The sequence below is a fragment of the Paracoccus xiamenensis genome, from assembly GCF_011308835.1.
In the GTDB taxonomy this organism is placed as follows: domain Bacteria; phylum Pseudomonadota; class Alphaproteobacteria; order Rhodobacterales; family Rhodobacteraceae; genus Paracoccus; species Paracoccus xiamenensis.
Window position 1 is genome coordinate 180,305 of the sequence record NZ_JAAOHY010000005.1, and the last position, 18,396, is coordinate 198,700.

Annotated in this window: 18 protein-coding genes and 1 tRNA gene; 15 read left to right on the forward strand and 4 right to left on the reverse strand. The window is 63.6% G+C overall.

What is annotated here, in order from left to right; translation table 11 throughout:
* Positions 1–10: 10 nt before the first annotated feature.
* Entirely contained in the window at positions 11–283 is a 273-nt protein-coding gene (locus tag G7044_RS18015) for a hypothetical protein (RefSeq protein WP_235931287.1), read from the reverse strand.
* Between the two features lie 241 nt (positions 284–524).
* Here G7044_RS18015 and G7044_RS12545 point away from each other — a divergent pair.
* The 4 genes from G7044_RS12545 (at position 525) to G7044_RS12560 (ending at position 4,856) form a co-directional block, all read left to right on the forward strand.
* A tRNA-Leu gene (locus tag G7044_RS12545) sits at positions 525–610 on the forward strand.
* A gap of 28 nt (positions 611–638) precedes the next feature.
* On the forward strand, positions 639–1,274 hold the full coding sequence (locus G7044_RS12550) for a 5'-methylthioadenosine/S-adenosylhomocysteine nucleosidase (RefSeq protein WP_166329340.1): 636 nt from the start codon (positions 639–641) through the stop codon (positions 1,272–1,274).
* A 57-nt stretch (positions 1,275–1,331) separates the two neighbouring features.
* Positions 1,332–3,122, forward strand: coding sequence for an ABC transporter transmembrane domain-containing protein (locus G7044_RS12555; RefSeq protein ID WP_166329342.1), 1,791 nt, complete (start codon positions 1,332–1,334; stop codon positions 3,120–3,122).
* A 129-nt stretch (positions 3,123–3,251) separates the two neighbouring features.
* Entirely contained in the window at positions 3,252–4,856 is a 1,605-nt protein-coding gene (locus G7044_RS12560) for a PQQ-dependent sugar dehydrogenase (protein ID WP_166329344.1), read from the forward strand.
* 48 nt (positions 4,857–4,904) lie between these two features.
* Here the strand turns inward: G7044_RS12560 and G7044_RS12565 are convergent, their stop codons facing one another.
* On the reverse strand, positions 4,905–5,246 hold the full coding sequence (locus G7044_RS12565; protein WP_166329346.1) for a hypothetical protein: 342 nt from the start codon (positions 5,244–5,246) through the stop codon (positions 4,905–4,907).
* Between the two features lie 174 nt (positions 5,247–5,420).
* Between G7044_RS12565 and G7044_RS12570 the strand changes: the two genes are divergently transcribed.
* The 5 genes from G7044_RS12570 (at position 5,421) to G7044_RS12590 (ending at position 10,112) form a co-directional block, all read left to right on the forward strand.
* A complete protein-coding gene (locus G7044_RS12570; RefSeq protein WP_166329348.1) occupies positions 5,421–6,566 on the forward strand; it encodes a phosphoserine transaminase in 1,146 nt (381 codons plus the stop codon).
* 97 nt (positions 6,567–6,663) lie between these two features.
* Positions 6,664–8,253 carry a phosphoglycerate dehydrogenase gene (gene serA / locus G7044_RS12575; protein ID WP_166329350.1) on the forward strand — a complete coding sequence of 530 codons (1,590 nt, stop codon included), beginning with the start codon at positions 6,664–6,666 and terminating at the stop codon, positions 8,251–8,253.
* A 78-nt stretch (positions 8,254–8,331) separates the two neighbouring features.
* Positions 8,332–9,093 carry a metallophosphoesterase gene (locus G7044_RS12580; protein WP_166329352.1) on the forward strand — a complete coding sequence of 254 codons (762 nt, stop codon included), beginning with the start codon at positions 8,332–8,334 and terminating at the stop codon, positions 9,091–9,093.
* Positions 9,090–9,641, forward strand: coding sequence for a DUF2585 domain-containing protein (locus G7044_RS12585; RefSeq protein ID WP_166329354.1), 552 nt, complete (start codon positions 9,090–9,092; stop codon positions 9,639–9,641). The genes G7044_RS12580 and G7044_RS12585 overlap by 4 nt, the downstream gene beginning before the upstream one ends.
* A 9-nt stretch (positions 9,642–9,650) precedes the next feature.
* The gene (locus G7044_RS12590) at positions 9,651–10,112 is read left to right on the forward strand and encodes a CreA family protein (protein ID WP_166329356.1); all 462 of its coding nucleotides are present in this window, start codon (positions 9,651–9,653) and stop codon (positions 10,110–10,112) included.
* On the opposite strand, the gene G7044_RS12595 is transcribed toward G7044_RS12590, so the two are convergent.
* Positions 10,063–10,854 carry a sugar transferase gene (locus G7044_RS12595; RefSeq protein ID WP_235931288.1) on the reverse strand — a complete coding sequence of 264 codons (792 nt, stop codon included), beginning with the start codon at positions 10,852–10,854 and terminating at the stop codon, positions 10,063–10,065. The two genes, G7044_RS12590 and G7044_RS12595, sit on opposite strands and share 50 nt — an antisense overlap.
* 184 nt (positions 10,855–11,038) lie before the next feature.
* Here G7044_RS12595 and G7044_RS12600 point away from each other — a divergent pair, with 184 nt between their 5' ends.
* The 4 genes from G7044_RS12600 (at position 11,039) to rimI (ending at position 13,151) form a co-directional block, all read left to right on the forward strand.
* Positions 11,039–11,494, forward strand: coding sequence for a universal stress protein (locus G7044_RS12600; protein WP_166329358.1), 456 nt, complete (start codon positions 11,039–11,041; stop codon positions 11,492–11,494).
* Between the two features lie 115 nt (positions 11,495–11,609).
* A complete protein-coding gene (locus G7044_RS12605) occupies positions 11,610–12,167 on the forward strand; it encodes a NifU family protein (RefSeq protein WP_166329360.1) in 558 nt (185 codons plus the stop codon).
* The gene (gene tsaB / locus G7044_RS12610; protein ID WP_166329362.1) at positions 12,160–12,747 is read left to right on the forward strand and encodes a tRNA (adenosine(37)-N6)-threonylcarbamoyltransferase complex dimerization subunit type 1 TsaB; all 588 of its coding nucleotides are present in this window, start codon (positions 12,160–12,162) and stop codon (positions 12,745–12,747) included. The genes G7044_RS12605 and tsaB overlap by 8 nt, the downstream gene beginning before the upstream one ends.
* On the forward strand, positions 12,744–13,151 hold the full coding sequence (gene rimI / locus G7044_RS12615; RefSeq protein ID WP_166329364.1) for a ribosomal protein S18-alanine N-acetyltransferase: 408 nt from the start codon (positions 12,744–12,746) through the stop codon (positions 13,149–13,151). The genes tsaB and rimI overlap by 4 nt, the downstream gene beginning before the upstream one ends.
* 120 nt (positions 13,152–13,271) lie before the next feature.
* Here rimI and secA read toward each other — a convergent pair whose 3' ends face one another.
* On the reverse strand, positions 13,272–15,977 hold the full coding sequence (gene secA, locus G7044_RS12620) for a preprotein translocase subunit SecA (protein WP_166329464.1): 2,706 nt from the start codon (positions 15,975–15,977) through the stop codon (positions 13,272–13,274).
* A 202-nt stretch (positions 15,978–16,179) separates the two neighbouring features.
* Between secA and G7044_RS12625 the strand changes: the two genes are divergently transcribed.
* Positions 16,180–17,022 carry a peptidylprolyl isomerase gene (locus G7044_RS12625; protein WP_166329366.1) on the forward strand — a complete coding sequence of 281 codons (843 nt, stop codon included), beginning with the start codon at positions 16,180–16,182 and terminating at the stop codon, positions 17,020–17,022.
* Complete coding sequence (gene argJ / locus G7044_RS12630; protein ID WP_166329368.1) at positions 17,022–18,371, forward strand: bifunctional glutamate N-acetyltransferase/amino-acid acetyltransferase ArgJ; 1,350 nt, start codon at positions 17,022–17,024, stop codon at positions 18,369–18,371. The genes G7044_RS12625 and argJ overlap by 1 nt, the downstream gene beginning before the upstream one ends.
* The last annotated feature ends 25 nt before the right edge of the window (positions 18,372–18,396 follow it).

The following is an 18,396-nucleotide window of genomic DNA, read 5'->3' on the forward strand; positions in this document are numbered from 1 at the left end:
TCATTGGGGGTTACGTCATCATCCAGCAGATGCGCAGGGGTTTCCGCGTTAGGGGCCGGTCACTCAGCACGATCAGCCCGTCCTTGCCCGACATCAGTTCCTGCCCGGTATCCTGCGCCAGTGCCACTGGGACGAGGCCGTAAGGCAGGTTCCGCTCGAACGGGATCGACATGCCCAGCATGGCGCCGAAGGCAGAGAAGCCGGTTTTGCGCAGGAAGGCGCGACGGTCGCCTGACTGCGGCGTGTCGGTGACGGTTGTGGCGGGATTCGCGGAATCGGACATGGGACACCCTCGCTGATAACGGCTAACGGCATGGGTGGCCCGGATACGGCGGCTCGACGGACGACCCTTTCCTTTCGGCATGATGCACGGGGCCATGTTCGCAATCAAGCTTTTGCACAATTGCGCGGCACTCTGCCGGGTTTGCGCTTGCGGCCTTTCCGCGGCTTTGGCTTGCCCCTGCCGCCCAAGCTGCTAAATTTCCCCGCGTTGACGAAAGGAAGTTCAGCCTTTCCAACCCGTTGCGGGCGTGGCGGAATGGTAGACGCATGAGACTTAAAATCTTTGGGCCGCAAGGCCGTGCGGGTTCGAGTCCCGCGGCCCGCACCACCTAACCCAGCCAGAAAAAGGGCCGCCGATGACCGCTGTGACCGATCTTGCAGGCGTGCCGACACTGTTCGTGATGGCCGCCGATGCCGAATATGGCCCTGCCCTGCAGGCGCGCTTTGCCCCGCTGATGACCGGCGTGGGGCCGGTTGAGGCCGCGCTGGCGATGGGCGTCACGTTGGCCCGGTTAGAGGCGCAGGGGCGACTGCCGAAACTGGTCGTCTCGCTGGGCTCGGCTGGCTCGGCGCGGCTGGAACAGGCGGGGCTGTATCAGGCCTCCGCGGTCAGCTGGCGCGATATGGACGCCTCGGCACTTGGGTTTCCGCGTGGGATAACGCCCTTTCTGGACCTGCCGGCAACATTGCCGCTGGATCTGCATATCCCCGGCATTCCGCTGGCCACATTATCGACCGGGGCCAATATCGTCTCGGGTCCCGCATATGCCGCCATCCCAGAGGATATGGTCGATATGGAGACCTTCGCGATTCAGCGCGCCTGCCAGAGATTCGGCCTGCCATTGATCGCGCTGCGCGGGATTTCCGACGGGGCCGAGGAACTGGCCCATGTCGGCGACTGGACCCGCTATCTGCATATCATCGACCAGAAGCTTGCCGCGGCCGTTGACCAGCTGCGCGACGCTTTGTCATCGGGTGCCATGCGGCTTTGACGGTTGCCGCATCCGTCGCCGCCCCCTAAAGCGGTGTAAATGCAAGGATAGGCACGAATGGCACGCGCACCGAAAACCGACCACGACCGCCCCTCAAGCCGCCGTGTGGGCGCGCTGTCGGCACTGTGGCCCTTCGTCCGCCCCTATCGCGCAACGGCGCTGGCAGCGCTTGGCGCGCTGATCCTGACCGCTGGCATCAGCCTGATCCTGCCGCTGGCGGTGCGCCGCGTGGTCGATGGCTTCGATGTCGGCTCTGCCCTGCTTGACAAATATTTCGCGGCCGCGCTGTTGATCGTCGCAGCACTCGCGCTTGGGACGGGCGCGCGTTACTATCTTGTGACCCGGCTGGGCGAACGGGTCGTCGCCGACATCCGCAAGGCCGTCTTTGACCGGGTGATCGGGTTGTCGCCCGCCTTCTTCGAGCGCGTCATCACTGGCGAGATTGTCAGCCGCATCACCACTGACACCACGGTGATCCTGTCGGTGATCGGGTCATCGGTATCTGTCGCGCTGCGCAATGTGCTGCTGATGATCGGCGGGCTGATCATGCTGTTTCTGACCTCGGCCAAGTTGACCGGGCTGGTGTTGCTGCTGGTGCCGGTGATCCTGATCCCGATCATCGGGCTGGGCCGGCGGTTGCGGGTGCTGGCGCGCGAGAACCAGGACTGGATCGCCGCATCGTCTGGCCTTGCGGCCGAGGCGCTGCAATCGGCGCAGACGGTGCAGGCCTTCACCCACGAATCCGCCACCCGCGCCGATTTCGCCCGCGTGACTGAAGAAAGCTTCGTCTCGGCCCGCAAGCGCATCGGCACCCGTGCGGTGCTGACGATCATCGTGATCTTCCTGATCTTCTCGGGCGTGCTGGGGGTGTTGTGGATTGGCGCGCGCGACGTGCAGGCCGGGCTGATGTCGGTGGGCGAACTGGTGCAGTTCGTCATCTATGCCGTGCTGGTCGCCGGAGCCGTCGGCGCCCTGTCGGAAATCTGGGGAGAGCTGCAACGCGCGGCCGGCGCCACCGAACGGCTGGCCGACCTGCTGGCTGCTGGTGACGCCATCGCCGACCCGGCCACGCCCACCGCCCTGCCCCGTCCGGTCAAGGGCCAGATCGCGCTGGATAATGTCAGTTTCAGCTATCCCTCGCGCCCCGATCAGTCGGCGCTGCGCGATGTCGACCTGACCATCCGCCCGGGCGAGACGGTGGCCCTTGTCGGCCCCTCGGGCGCGGGCAAAACCACGGTGATCCAGCTTCTGCAGCGTTTCTGGGACCCGGCGCAGGGGCAGATCACGCTGGACGGCATCGACCTGCGCGACATGGCCCGCAGCGATTTCCGCGACAGCATGGCGCTGGTGCCGCAAGACCCGGTGATCTTCGCCACCACCGCCCGCGAAAACATCCGCTTCGGCCGCCCCGGCGCGACGGATGCCGAGGTCGAGGCCGCCGCCCGGGCCGCCCATGCCCATGATTTCCTGATGGCCCTGCCCGACGGCTATGACGCGCAGGTCGGCGAGCGCGGGGTGATGCTGTCAGGCGGCCAGAAGCAGCGCATCGCCATCGCCCGCGCCATCCTGCGCGACGCCCCGGTGCTGCTGCTGGACGAAGCGACGAGCGCGCTGGATGCCGCATCGGAACATGCCGTGCAGCAGGCTGTCGACCGGCTGGCCGAAGGTCGCACCACCATCATCGTCGCCCACCGGCTGGCGACGGTGAAAAAAGCCGACAGAATCGTTGTCTTCGATGATGGGCACGTCGTGGCGCAGGGCACGCATGAAGAACTGGTGGCGAAGGGCGGCCTTTATGCGGGGCTGGCGCGGCTGCAATTCACCGATGGCGCCAACACGGGCAGCTGATCCAGCGCGGGACTTGTCTTTTGGGGTCAGTTTCGCGAAATCCGATTGTCAGGCTTGGGAAAAGCCTGAATTATGGGACGATCTGCCCGTTGTTCCAATTTGCCCGTAGTTCCGATCGGTTTCGGTGTCATGCGTCGTTATTTGGTGCCCGTTCTTGTGCTTGTACTGGCGTTGTCGGTCGGCTTCGGCTTTGGCCTGGTATCCGGCGTTCGCAAGAACATCGTCTTCGAGACCATCGTCAAGACCGTCCGCCAGCTGCGACCCGCGCCGATCGAGGATCAGGCGCCAGAGATGCGGCTGGACCTTTCCGACCGAGCGCTGCTTGATTCAACGCTTCTGCCGCTGCACCGGCACGACATTCAGGTCACTGACACCTCAGGCAAGCCGCTGCCGCTTCTGGCACTCTCGGCAGCAGAAACGGGCGCGGCCGTCGTTCTTGGCGCCGAAGGCACATTGTTCCTGCTTCATGCCACGGCCTGCCCCGGCGCGGAATGTGTGCACCAGATCGGGCGTCTGGTTCGGCCCGATGGGACGGCGCTGGATGATATCTATGACCTGATCTCGGTCGAAACGGGGACGGAACGCGCGTGGTATGTGTCCTACGGGCAGGAAGACCAGGCCGGCTTCAACAAGTCGTTTGCGATCAGCCAGTTCGACTTGCCCGAAGATACTGCCACCTTGCAGCCTATCGCACCCCCGCTGTTCGTAAGCCGCAGTTTCTCGCTGAAAAATGGTCATTCGCCGCGCTCGGGCGGTGGAGCGATGGCCTATGACCCTCGCAGCGACGAGTTGGTTGTGACGGTCGGCGATTACAGCCTGAACGGCATCGGCAACGTCTATTCCGGAACGGTACCGCCGCCGCAATCCGAGGACAGCGATCTGGGCAAGATCCTGCGGATCGACAGGCAGACCGGCCAGTCACACATCGTTTCCATGGGGCATCGCAACCAGCAGGGCCTGTCGCTGTCCTCTGACGGAGAGCTGATTTCCACAGAGCATTCCGTGAAGGGCGGGGACGAGATCAACCTGATCGAAGAGGGCCAGAACTACGGTTGGCCCTATACCTCGATGGGTGCGGTCTATGGCACCTACAGCTTTCCAGAAAAGCCCTTGATGCCCGGCGCGATCCATGGCGGCTATACGCCGCCTATCGTCGCCTATCTGCCCAGTCCCGGCATCAGCGCTGTCACGCATATCGAACACTTCCACCCAAGCTGGGACGGCGATCTGATGGTTGCGACGCTGAAGGCACGCTCATTGATGCGGGTGCGGCGGTGGGAAACCGGCAACTACTCCGAACAGATCTATATCGGGGACCGCATCCGCGACGTGAACATCGTCGGCAAGGACATGGTTCTCGCCACCGACAGCGGCAAGATCATCTTGCTGACCCCGGTCGAAAACGTCCAGCTGGCCCGGACCGATACCGGCCTGAACACCAACCTGAATGCACTGGCGAATTGCGGGTCGTGTCACAATCTGAACTATCCCACCTCGACCGCCGACGCGCCGCATTTGCGCAATATCCTTGGCCGGCAGATCGCGTCCGCGCCCGATTACGAACGTTACAGCCCCGCCCTGCTGGCAATGTCTGGAAAGCCCTGGGATGCAGCCTCTTTGGAGCGCTTCTTACGCGCGCCGCAGGAATTCGCGCCGGGAACTGCCATGCCTGACCTGAGCCTGACGGATGCAGAAATCACCGAGTTGATGGCACAACTGCCGCTGCTGCGCTGATTTTCCGCGCGCCCGACATTGCCCCGCAAGCCAGTCGCATGGCGCCCGTCAGTCGATGCAGATCATTACCTTCTGCCCGTCTTCCAACACGCTGATGCAGCCGAACGTGACCGAGCTGGGCGCGCATTGGCCATTGGCCCGCGTATCGTCGGCCAGACAGGTGCCGCCGCTGCACTCGCTGCCGCTGCGACAGGTTTTTCCAGCGTCGGGTGTTGGCGTGGCGCAGACCTGGGGGCCGAGGCCCTGAACGACGTTGCCACCTGCGGCCCGGCATTCGGCGCGTTCGGCCGCGCTCATCATGCCTGCGGTTCGCGGGTCGTCGACGGGCGCTGACTTCTCGGGCACGCAGCCGGCAAGCAGGATTAAGGTAAGGGCGAACAGTTTGCGCATGGGTCCCCCAGCCGCGTCATTTGGGTCTGGGCCGATGCTGGCACAGACGCCTTGTCGACGCCACCCTGCAGAACGGGTCGAAAAAAGGCCCTTGCGCGAATCCCCATGTCGGGCGTATGGCTCGCGGCGGGACACCCCTCCCCAACGAGGGGCTTTTGCCTGAAAGGGTAACATATGGCGAATACGCTTCCGGCTGCGCGTCCGGCTAATCCGCGCTTTTCTTCTGGCCCCTGCGCCAAAATCCCCGGTTTCGATCTGAACATGCTCGCAGACGCGCCCTTGGGCCGTTCGCACCGTGCTGCTGTCGGTAAGGAAAAGCTTGCCAAGGCGATCGACACCACCCGTGAAATTCTGAACGTGCCTGCGGATTACCGCATCGGCATCGTTCCCGCGTCCGACACCGGCGCGGTCGAGATGGCCCTGTGGTCGCTGCTTGGCCCCCGCCCGGTCGAGATGCTGGCTTGGGAAAGCTTCGGTTCTGGCTGGGTCACCGATGTGGTCAAGCAGTTGAAGCTGGATGCCAAGGTCCAGACCGCCGATTACGGCAAGATCGTGGATTTCGGCAGTGTAGATTTCGACCGCGATGTGGTTTTCACCTGGAACGGCACGACATCGGGCGTGCGGTTGCCGAATGGCGATCAGATCCCGGCGGATCGCGGCGGGCTGACCATCTGCGACGCCACCAGCGCTGCTTTCGCGATGGACCTGCCCTGGGACAAGCTGGATGTCGTCACCTTCAGCTGGCAGAAAGTTCTGGGCGGCGAAGGCGGGCATGGCGTCCTGATCCTGAGCCCCCGCGCCGTCGAGCGTCTGGAAAGCCATACTCCCGCATGGCCGCTGCCGAAAATCTTCCGCATGACCAAGGGCGGCAAGCTGATCGAGGGCATTTTCAAGGGCGAAACGATCAACACGCCTTCGATGCTGTGTGTCGAGGATTACCTTGTCTCGCTGGAATGGGCGAAGTCGGTCGGCGGACAGAAGGGTCTTCAGGACCGCGCCAATGCCAATGCGCAGGCGGTCTGGGATTTCTGCGATGCCCGCGACTGGATCGCCAATCTGGCCGAGGATCCGGCGACGGCTTCCACCACCAGCGTCTGCCTGAAATTCACCGACGACCGCATCAAGGATGGTGCCGCCTTCGCAAAAGCCGTTGCCAAGCGGCTGGAAAAGGAAGGCGTGGCGCTGGATATCGGCGCGTATCGCGACGCGCCCGCCGGGCTGCGGATCTGGTGCGGATCGACCGTTGAAACCGCAGACGTTCAGGCGCTGCTGCCCTGGATCGAATGGGCGTTCAACGAAGAAATCGCCGCACAAGCGTGACGAACGGCCGGGGGCGTTGCCCCCCGGACCCCCAGGATATTTTCACCAGAATGAAACGCGCAGAGGCTGACGCCGGCGCATTCGACAGGAGCATCACATGCCCAAGGTTCTCGTATCCGACAAGCTTTCGGAAACCGCCGTCCAGATCTTCCGCGACCGCGGGGTCGAGGTGGATTACCTGCCCGATGTCGGCAAGGACAAGGAAAAGCTGGCCGAGATCATCGGTCAATATGACGGTCTGGCGATCCGCTCGGCCACCAAGGTCACGGAAAAGCTGCTGGAAAATGCGGCCAATCTGAAGGTGATCGGTCGGGCCGGGATTGGTGTCGACAATGTCGATATCCCCTCGGCTTCCAAGAAGGGCGTGATCGTGATGAACACGCCTTTCGGCAACAGCGTCACCACCGCCGAACACGCCATCGCGCTGATGTTCGCCGTGGCACGCCAGCTGCCCGAGGCCAGCGTTTCGACCCATGCAGGCAAATGGGAAAAGAACCGCTTCATGGGGGTCGAGGTCTTCAACAAGACGCTTGGCCTGATCGGGGCAGGCAATATCGGCTCCATCGTCGCCGACCGCGCGCTGGGTCTGAAGATGAAGGTGCTGGCCTATGACCCCTTCCTGTCGGAAGAGCGTGCCGACCAGCTGGGCGTGAAGAAGGTCGAGCTGGACGAGCTGCTGGGCAAGGCAGATTTCATCACCATGCACGTGCCGCTGACCGACAAGACCCGCAATATCCTGTCACGCGAGAACCTCGCCAAGACCAAAAAGGGCGTGCGTATCGTGAACGCCGCGCGTGGTGGGCTGATCGACGAGGAAGCACTGGCAGAGGCGCTGCAATCGGGTCAGGTGGCGGGTGCAGCACTTGACGTCTTCGCGACCGAGCCCGCGACCGAAAGCCCGCTGTTCAACCTGCCCAATGTGGTGGTGACGCCGCATCTGGGCGCCTCGACCAATGAGGCGCAGGAAAACGTGGCCTTGCAGGTCGCCGAACAGATGGCGGACTATCTGCTGACGGGTGCGGTGTCGAACGCGCTGAACATGCCTTCGGTCACCGCCGAGGAAGCCAAGGTCATGGGGCCGTGGATCAAGCTGGCCGGCCATCTGGGCAGCTTCATCGGCCAGATGACCGATGTTCCGATCAAGTCGATCAACGTGCTTTATGACGGCGTGGTCGCCGACATGAACCTGAACGCGCTGAACGCGGCGGTGATTTCCGGCGTGATGAAGGCGACGAACCCGGATGTGAACATGGTGTCGGCCCCGGTCATTGCCAAGGATCGCGGCATTCAGGTTGCAACCACCCGGCAGGAAGCCGGCGGCGTCTATGACGGCTACATCAAAGTCACCGTGGTCACGGATGAGAACGAACGCTCGATCGCGGGCACTGTGTTCAGCGACGGCAAGCCGCGCTTCATCCAGATCCGCGGTATCAATGTCGATGCCGAGATCGGCGAGCATATGCTGTACACCCGCAACAAGGACGTGCCGGGCGTGATCGGTGCGCTTGGGACCACGCTGGGCGACATGGGCGTGAACATCGCCAACTTCCAGCTGGGCCGCACCAATTCGGGCGAGGACGCCATCGCGATCCTGTACCTGGACGAGGCGCTGCCGGAAAGCGTGCTGGCAGCGCTGCAGAAGACCGGCAAGTTCCTGCAGGCCCGCGCCTTGCAATTCGAGATCTGATCGCGGCTTGCAACCCATCCAAGGCCCGGCGACTGTAGCGCCGGGCCTTTTGCATTTTCAGGACGGTTTGTTTCAACCATGGCACAGACAGCAGATTTCACGCCGATCTATGCGCTCGGGGATGTTCACGGGCGACTGGACGGGCTGCGCGAGGCACACCGCCTGATCGCGGCCGATGGCGGACAGGACGCGCGCATCATCCATCTGGGCGACCTGATCGACCGCGGGCCCGATTCGCCCGGCGTCATCGATTACCTGATGGAGGGTCAGGCGCTGGGGCGCGACTGGCAGGTTGTGAAGGGCAATCACGACAACAAGCTGCCGCGCTTCATGGAGGATCCGGGCTGGATCGACCCCGGCCCCTCGTCCGAGAACACCTGGACCAGCGATCAGCGCAATGGCGCGGCCGAAACACTGGCAGCATATGGCATCCGGGACGCATATGACCGCCCGTTGCAGGACATCCATGCCGAGGCCTTGCGCAAAATTCCGCGTCATCATGTCGAATGGCTGGACGCACTGCCGCCGAACATCCTGCATCCGGGCGGCTTTCTGTTCGTCCATGCCGGCATCCGGCCGGGCGTGGATCTGTCGGCCCAGTCACGGGTCGACATGATGTGGATCCGCAAGCCTTTTCTGGAATCCGCTGCCGATCACGGCGCTTTGGTCATCCACGGCCACACCGCAATCAAGAAGGCGACCCATTACGGAAACCGGCTGAACCTTGACAGCGGCGCGGGCTATGGCGGCCCAGTCTCGGCTGTGCGGCTGGACCCGGGCGGAGTCTGGCTGCTGACCGACAACGGCCCCGTGCCACTGCGCCCCGAGCCCGCCGCATGAGCCGCGCGATCATCGCCAGCCTGCTGATCGTCGCCGCTGCCGCAGCACTGCTGCTGGCGATGGGCCGGGTGCCCATCTGCGAATGCGGCTATGTCAAGCTGTGGCACGGCCAGACGATGAGCGCCGAGAACTCTCAGCACCTGATGGACTGGTATACGCCCTCGCACCTGTTGCATGGCCTGCTGTTCTACTTCCTTCTTTGGCTGGTGGCGCGCCGCCTGCCGCTTGGCACCCGGCTGGTCATCGCCACCCTGGTTGAGGCCGCATGGGAGATCGTCGAAAACTCGCCCGCGATCATCGAACGCTATCGCGCCGTCACCATCTCGCTGGACTATTACGGCGACAGCGTGGTCAATTCTGTCGCGGACATGCTGGCGATGATGGTCGGGTTCTGGCTGGCGCGGGTGCTGCCGGTCTGGGTGTCCGTGCTGCTGTTCGTGCTGGCAGAGGCGGCGACGGCCTATATTATCCGTGACGGGTTGATCCTGAATGTTCTGATGCTGGTCTGGCCGCTGGAAATCGTGCGTACTTGGCAGGCCGCAGGATAGGAGAGAAGAATGAAGAAAATGCTCGCGCTGCTGGCCCTGTTCGCCAGCCCCGCCGCCGCCGAACAGGTGGCAGAGGTCGGCGTCGACTGGGTCGGCAATGACATCGTGATCGAGGCGATCCATGACCCCAAGGTTCAGGGCGTGACCTGCCATCTGGCCTATTTCTCGCGTTCGGTCATCGACCGGCTAAGCCAGGGCAACTGGTTCGAGGATCCTTCGAACAGCGCCATCGAATGCAGCCAGACCGGGCCGATCACCTTGGGCGAGATTTCCAAAAGTGCCGATGGCGAGGACGTGTTCAGCGAAGGCCGGTCGCTGATCTTCAAGTCGCTGCGGGTCAAGCGGATCTATGACGAACAGAACCAGGTTCTGATCTATCTCGCCCATGCCAATGAGCTGAGCGAAGGTTCCGCGAAGATGTCTATTTCGACGGTGCCGGTTCGGCAGGCCGCGCCCGCCGCGGCTGAGTAACCTCGCCCCCGCGCTTCTTGCGCGGGCGGTCATAGCCGGGGATCACCGCCAGGAAGGTCTTCCACATGATCCAGAAATCCAGCCAGGGCGAGGCAGTTTTGCGATAGACCAGCTCGATCCGCAATTTGGTCGGCAGGCAGCGCGCATAATAGGCGCGGTCGGTTTGCTCGGCGGTCTTGCAACCGGCAAGGATGCGGTCCTCGTGCCGGTGATAGATCAGCGTGGCCAGTCCGGTGACGCCGGGCTTGGTCTGAAGAACGGTAGAATACAGCGCCGGAAAGCGGTCTACATACTCCGGCAGCGGCGGGCGCGGGCCCACGAAGCTCATGTTACCGGCCAGAATGTTGAACAGCTGCGGCAATTCGTCCAGACGGGTGCGGCGCAGAAAGCGGCCCAGCGGGGTGATACGCCAATGCTTGTGCGCACCGGTCGCGCCGCCGTCTTCGTCATGCAAGGTCATGGTGCGGAATTTATATTGCCAGAAAGGCTGTCCCGGCGCCTTCATCCGTCGACCGCGATAGATCAGCGGCCGCCCTTGCGAGATCAGCAGCAGCGCCGCGACGACAACCATGGGCAGGATCAGCACAACCAGCATCGCAACCGCCAGCACCACATCGACCCAGCGCTTCACATAGCGACAATACAGGCTGCTATCATTGCGCTTGCCGTGAATGCTCCAAGGTTCAGCATCCGCAACGGCAGGCCGACGTTCGACATTTTCCCAGTCGTGGTAAAGCGTCAAAGCCAGCTCCCGCAGAATTCAAACGTCTCGTACACCGAATACGCATATCGTTCGTCGTATTAACGCTTCGTTAGCATATCGGACTAAGTCTTGTAACATGCAGGAGATACTTCAGTTCCCACCTGTTGCCGGATAGGCTCAAAACCGTCACTCATACGCGATTTTCTGCCGAAAGGACCAATTCATGCGTAAGTTTCTGGTTATTTTGGACGAATCTCCCGAATGCCAGAACGCAATGCGCTTCGCGGCGATGCGGGCGGCACGTACATCAGGGGTTGTGGTGGTGCTGGCAATTATCCCGCCAGAGGCGATTCAACACGGAATCGGCGTGGCCGAACTGATGCGTCAGGAGGCCGAGGACCGAATCACCACCCAGTTCCAGCTGTTCGCCCGCTGGATGCGCGACTCTCAGGGCATTGACCCTGAACTGGTCATCCGCGAAGGCGACCCGACCACCCAGCTGCTGGCCCAGCTGGAAAGCGACAGCGAAATCGGCATTCTCGTCCTGGGTGCCGCCGCCGGAAAAAGCGGGCCCGGGCCGATCGTCAGCCGCATCCTGCGCGACCTCTCGACGCTGTCCTGTGCGATCACGCTGATCCCGGGCGACCTGTCGCGCGAACGGCTGGAGGCGATTTCCTGACCAGAAACAACCGCGTCACAGCCGCGCAGCCTTGGCAAAACCCGCAGCCTGACGCCCTTCGCGGCTTGACCGAAAGACGGGTGCAGCCCATATGAACAGGCAAAGGAGCGCCCCCATGTTCATCCAGACCGAAACCACGCCGAACCCCGCCACCTTGAAATTCCTGCCCGGCCAGACCGTTCTGGACCGGGGCACCGCCGATTTCACCGAGGCCGAGGCCGCAGCCGCATCCCCGCTGGCCGCGCGCATCTTCGCGGTGAATGGGGTGACCGGCGTATTCCTGGGATCCGATTTCGTGACGGTGACCAAGGCCGACACGACGCAATGGGACCATATCAAGCCTGCCGTCCTCGGCGCGATCATGGAACATTACCAATCGGGCGCGCCGGTCATGCAGGGTTCGGTCGACGTTGCCGGACATGCCGAACATTCCGGTGAAGATGAGGCCATCGTTACCCAGATCAAGGAATTGCTGGATACCCGCGTCCGCCCCGCTGTGGCGCAGGACGGCGGCGACATCACTTTCCACGGCTTCGACCGTGGTGTGGTCTATCTGCACATGCAGGGCGCCTGCGCCGGGTGCCCGTCCTCGACCATGACCCTTAAAATGGGGATCGAGAACCTGCTGCGCCATTACATCCCCGAAGTGACCGAGGTCCGCCCCATTGCCTGAGGCCCTGACGCTCGGCTTCGACACATCGGCCGCGCATTGCGCGGCCGCTTTGCTGTCGGGCGATGTGCTGATCGCGGCCCGGCACGAAGACATGGCCAAGGGCCAGGCCGAGCGCCTGATGCCCCTGATCGAGGAAATATTGGCCGAGACCAGCACAAATTGGCCCGACCTGTCGCTGATCGGTGTCGGCACCGGCCCCGGCAATTTCACCGGCATCCGCATCGCCGTCGCCGCCGCCCGCGGGCTGTCGCTGGCGCTGAATATCCCCGCCATCGGCATCGGCGCGGCCGAGGCGCTCGCCTTCGGCCTGCCCCGCCCCTGCCGGATCGTCATCCCCGGCAAGCGTGACACGGCCATCTGGCAGGATTTCACCGACACGCCCAGCCAGCCCCGGCAGGACCCGCTGGACAACCTGCCCCCCGGCCCACCCGTAGCCACGCCGGGCGTCGCAATCGCCGAGGGCATCGCACGGCTGGCCCGCGCCCGCGCTGGCACCACGCAACCGCGCCCGGCCCCGATCTATCTGCGCCCGGCCGATGCCGCCCCCGCCCGCGACCGCGGCCCGACCATCCTGCCATGACGCCCGAAACGCTCGCCCGTATCCACGCCGCCAGCTTCACCCTTCCCCGCCCATGGAGCGCCGCCGAGTTCGCCAGCCTGCTGCGCGATCCCGCGAATTTCCTGTTGACCCAAGGGGCGGGCTTCATCCTCGGCCGCACGGTGCTGGACGAGGCAGAACTGCTGACCCTTGCCGTGTCACCCCACTCGCGCCGGCGTGGTCTTGGCTCCCGCCTGTTGCAGGCCTTCGAAGACGCGGCGGTGGCGCGGATGGCCTCAACCGCATTTCTTGAGGTCGCCAGCGACAACTCCGCCGCGCGGGCCTTGTATGCCAGTGCGAATTGGCAAAATGCGGGACGTCGCCGCAATTATTACGCGGCCGGTATCGACGCGGTGGTGATGCGAAAGGATTTGCCGATGGGCTGACCGGGGCGCTGCCCCGGACCCCGGGATATTTATCCCAGAATGAAAGGATCCGCCTTCATTCTGGGATAAATATCCTGCGGGGGGTTCGGGGGGCGCAAAGCCCCCCGTATGGCCGGCAAGTCAGGCCAAGCGGCCGTGGCAATGCTTGAACTTGTCGCCCGAGCCGCATGGGCAGGGGTCGTTGCGCGAAGGGTTGCCCCAGGTCGCGGGGTCGGTCTCGTCAAAGCCCGGCGCGCGAGCAGAGACATCACCGCCTTCGGCTTCCTCGTGCTCAGGCACCATCTGCTGCTGTTGCTGCGCCTGCTGATCCTGATACTGGCGCATCATCTGCTCGCGTTCGGCGTCGGTCAGCGGCCGGATCCGCGCCAGCTGCTGGGTCACGTCGCTGCGCAGGCCGTCCAGCATGTTTTCAAACAGCTGGAAGCCTTCGGTCTTGTATTCCGACAGCGGGTCGCGCTGCGCATAGCCACGGAAGCCCACGACCGAGCGCAGATGTTCCAGCGTCAGCAGGTGATCGCGCCATTTCTGGTCGATGGCCTGCAGCAGCACCTGCTTTTCGATCTGGCGCATGGTGTCGGGACCGAAGCCCGCTTCCTTCTCGGCCATATAGGTATCGGTCGCCTCGGTGATGCGTTCGCGGATCACCTCCTGGTCGACGCCTTCCTCTGCCGCCCACTCGGTGATCGGCAGGTTCATGTTCAGCCGCTCGACTGCGGCCTTGGCAAGGCCCTCGCCATCCCATTGTTCGGCATAGGCGCGGGGCGGCATGTATTCGTCGACCAGATCGTCGATGACCTGATGGCGCATGTCGCGGGCGACCTCGTCGACCTCGGCGCTGTCCATGATCTCGCGGCGCTGGCTGAAGATCGCCTTGCGCTGATCGTTCATCACGTCGTCGAATTTCAGCAATTGCTTGCGGATGTCGAAGTTGCGGCCTTCGACCTTGGCCTGGGCGCGTTCCAGCGATTTGTTGACCCAGGGGTGAACGATGGCCTCGCCTTCCTTCATCCCCAGCCGCGACAGCACCGCGTCCAGACGCTCGGACCCGAAGATCCGCATCAGGTCGTCTTCCAGCGACAGGAAGAACAAGGACCGCCCCGGATCGCCCTGCCGGCCCGAGCGGCCGCGCAGCTGGTTGTCGATACGGCGCGATTCATGGCGCTCGGTGGCCAGAACGAACAGCCCGCCTGCAGCAAGGACCTTTTCCTTGTCGGCGGCGTGTTCCGCCTCGATCTTGGCGCGAAGCTCATCGGGATGTGCCTCGGGATCGGCGGCGAGGGCCTGCATCACCTTCATCTCGACATTGCCGCCAAGCTGAATATCCGTGCCGCGACCGGCCATATTCGTCGCAATCGTCACTGCGCCCGGCTTACCTGCTTCGGCGACGATATAGGCCTCCTGCTCATGCTGGCGCGCGTTCAGGACGTTGTGCTTGATCCCGGCCTTGTCCAGCAACTGCGACAGCATTTCGGATTTCTCGACGCTGGTGGTGCCCACAAGCGTCGGCTGGCCCTTGGCATGGGCTTCCTGAATGGCCTCGATGACCGCTGCGTATTTCTCTGCCCCCGTGCGATAGACGCGGTCATGTTCATCGACGCGCGCGATGGGCTTGTTGGTCGGAACCTCGACCACGCCGAGCTTGTAGATATCGGCGAATTCTTCGGCCTCGGTGGCGGCGGTGCCGGTCATGCCGCCCAGCTTGTCATAGAGGCGGAAATAGTTCTGGAAGGTCACGCTGGCCAGCGTCACGTTTTCCGGCTGGATCGCCACGCCCTCCTTGGCCTCGATCGCCTGATGCAGCCCGTCCGAAAGACGGCGGCCCTTCATCGCGCGGCCGGTGAATTCGTCGATCAGCACGACCTCGCCGTTCTGAACCATGTAATTCTGGTCCCGCATGAACAGCTTATGGGCGCGCAATGCCTGGTTGGCGTGGTGAACGATGGTCGTCGATTCCGGGTCATAGAGCGTCTGCCCCCCGGGCAGGATGCCTGCCTGAGAAAGCAGCTGCTCCATCTTCTCGTTGCCTTCCTCGGTGAAGGTGGCGTTGCGGCTCTTTTCGTCCAGCTTGAAATCTTCGTCCGTCAACTGCGGGATGAACTGGTTCAGCGTCACATACAGCTCGGACCGGTCCTGCGAGGGGCCCGAGATGATCAGCGGCGTGCGCGCCTCGTCGACAAGGATACTGTCGACCTCGTCCACGATGGCAAAGAAATGTTCACGCTGAACCATTTCCTCGACGCTGCCCTTCATGTTGTCGCGCAGATAGTCGAAGCCCAGTTCGTTATTCGTCGCATAGGTCACGTCGGCCTGATAGGCGGCGCGCTTTTCGGCATCGGGCTGATAGGGGTAGACGACGCCAGTGGTCATGCCCAGCTGGGCGAAAACCTTGCCCATCCATTCGGCGTCGCGTTTCGCCAGATAGTCGTTGACGGTGACGACATGGACACCCTTGCCCGCCAGCGCATTCAGATAGGCTGGGAAGGTGGCCACAAGGGTCTTGCCCTCGCCCGTCTTCATCTCGGCGATATTGCCCTGATGCAGGAAGATCCCGCCCATCAGCTGCGTGTCAAATGCGCGCAGGCCAAGGGCGCGGCGCGCACCCTCGCGGCAGTTGGCGAAGGCTTCGGGCAGCAGGCCGTCCAGATCCTCGCCCGCTTGCGCGCGGGCCTGCAGATCGTGGGTTTTCGCGATCAATTCTTCGTCAGAACGGGCCTGCGCCTCTGCTTCCAGCGCATTGACCTTGGCCACCAGAGAGCGGACCGATTTTACCTTGCGGTCATTGGGCGTCCCAAAGACCTTCTTCGCCAAACTGCCAAGACCCAGCATTATCACTCCGGCCATCGTGTTGCGGGAAAGGCTGGGGCACGGCCCCTTGCCCGGACCGTCCGTCCTGCCGTATCAGTGCAGGTGAAAAAACGACGCGGGCGCGCCTTTTCGGTTGCGCCGGATGTAGGCCCGCGTCCCTCAAGTGTCAACGCTTGCCCCTAATTCCGCTGGCTGCGGCGGGGCGTTTCTTCAAGGAAAAACCATGTTCGCACGCCCGATCCTGACCGCCCTGATGCTTTCCGCGCTTACCCTGCCCGCCCTGGCGCAGGATGCCGATACCGTCGTCGCCAAGGTAAACGACACCGAAATCACCCTGGGCCAGATGGCCGCGATGAAGATCGGGCTGCCGCCCGAGATGGCCGGCATGCCCGCGCCCGAGCTGTGGGACCTGATGCTGGACCAGATGATCCGCCAGGCGGCGATGGCCGAAGTCGGCGAGGCCTCGATCACGGCGCGCGACACGGCGGCGCTGGCAATCGACCGCCGCGCCTATCTGGCCGGTGCGGCGCTGGAACGGCTGGCCGAGTTCGAGCCCACGGATGACGAGATTCAGGCCGCCTATGAAAAGGCCTTCCCGGCTGACAAGCCGGTCACCGAATATGACGCCGACCACATCCTGCTGGAGACCGAGGAAGCCGCCAAGGCGGTGATCGAGGAACTCGGCAAAGGTGGCGATTTCGCCAAGCTGGCCGAGGAACGCTCGGTCGATACGGGCTCTGGGCTGAACGGCGGCGATCTGGGCTGGTTCACCACCGACCGCATGGTCAAAGAGTTCGGCGATGCGGTGGCCAGCATGGAAAAAGGCGCGACCTCTGCCGAACCGGTCAAGTCGCAATTCGGCTTTCACGTCATCAAGATGAACGACAGCCGCGTTCAGGAACCGCCGGCGCTTGCCGATATCCGCGACGCGCTGATCCAGCAGATCCGCCGCGAAAAGGTCGAGGCAGAGATCGAAAAGGTCACCGCTGAGGCCAAGGTCGAAAAGACCGAGGGGCTGGATCCGGCCGTGTTGGAGCAGGACGTTCTGGGTGTAGGAACCGAGTGATGGCCAAGGACGACAAGAAAAAGTCGAAGAAATCCAAGGCCGAAAAGGCTGAAAAGGCCGCGAAAAAGGCGCTGAAGGCCGCCGCGCCCGCCCCCACGGCCAAGGCGGCGGCGCCGGTTTCGCCGCTGGCGCCCGCGTCTTTCCCCGAATTGCCGGTGATCGAAGGCGTCGAATTCGCCTCGGCTGCGGCAGGGGTGAAATATCAGGGCCGGACCGATGTGATGCTGGCGCGGATGGCGCCGGGAACCACGGTGGCGGGCGTGTTCACGCGGTCATCCACCCGCGCGGCAAGCATTCTGGATTGTCAGGCCAAACTTGCGGGCACGCAGGACGTGACACAGGGCGCGGCGATCATCGTGAATTCGGGCAATGCCAACGCCTTTACCGGCAAGAACGGGCAGGAAGCCGTGGACCGGGTGACCGGCGCCGTGGCCGAGGCGTTGGGAATGCCGGCGAGCCGGGTGTTTTCATCCTCGACCGGGGTCATCGGAGAGCCGCTGCCGGCGGCGCGCATCACCGCGGTGATCGGCGACATGGCCGGCCGTCTGGATCCCGGCGGTGCGGGCGCGGCCGCCCGCGCCATCATGACCACCGACACCTTCGCCAAGGGCGCCGCCGCGACCATTCAGGGCGATGGCGGCGCGATCCACATTGCCGGGATCGCCAAGGGTTCGGGCATGATCGCGCCGGATATGGCGACGATGCTGGTCTATATCTTCACCGATGCGAAGATCTCGGCCCCGAACCTGCAACAGCTGCTGTCAAAGCATGTGGACGACACCTTTAACGCCATTACCGTCGACAGCGACACCTCGACCTCTGACGCGTTGATACTGGCGGCGACAGGCAAATCGCGCGCCGCGCCGCTGGAGGACATGCGGTCGAAATCCGCAAGAGCATTCGCGACCGCGCTGCGTGGCGTGATGCTGGATCTGGCCCAGCAGGTGGTCAAGGACGGTGAAGGCGCGACCAAGTTCGTCGAGGTGCGGGTGACGGGCAGCGAAAGCCCGGCCGACGCCCGCAAGGTCGCCATGGCCATCGCCAATTCGCCGCTGGTCAAGACCGCCATCGCCGGCGAGGACGCGAATTGGGGGCGCGTCGTCATGGCGGTCGGCAAATCCGGTGCAAAGGCCGATCGGGACCGGCTGACCATCCGCTTCGGTGATCTGGTCGTGGCCGAAAACGGCTGGCGCGCGCCGGGCTATGACGAGGCCGCCGCCAGCGCCTATATGAAGGGCGATCATCTGGTTCTGGGTGTCGATCTGGGATTGGGCCGCGCGGACTGCACGGTCTGGACCTGCGACCTGACCCATCGCTATATCGACATCAACGCCGATTACCGGTCGTGATGCCGGGCCGGGGGGCTGCGCGCCC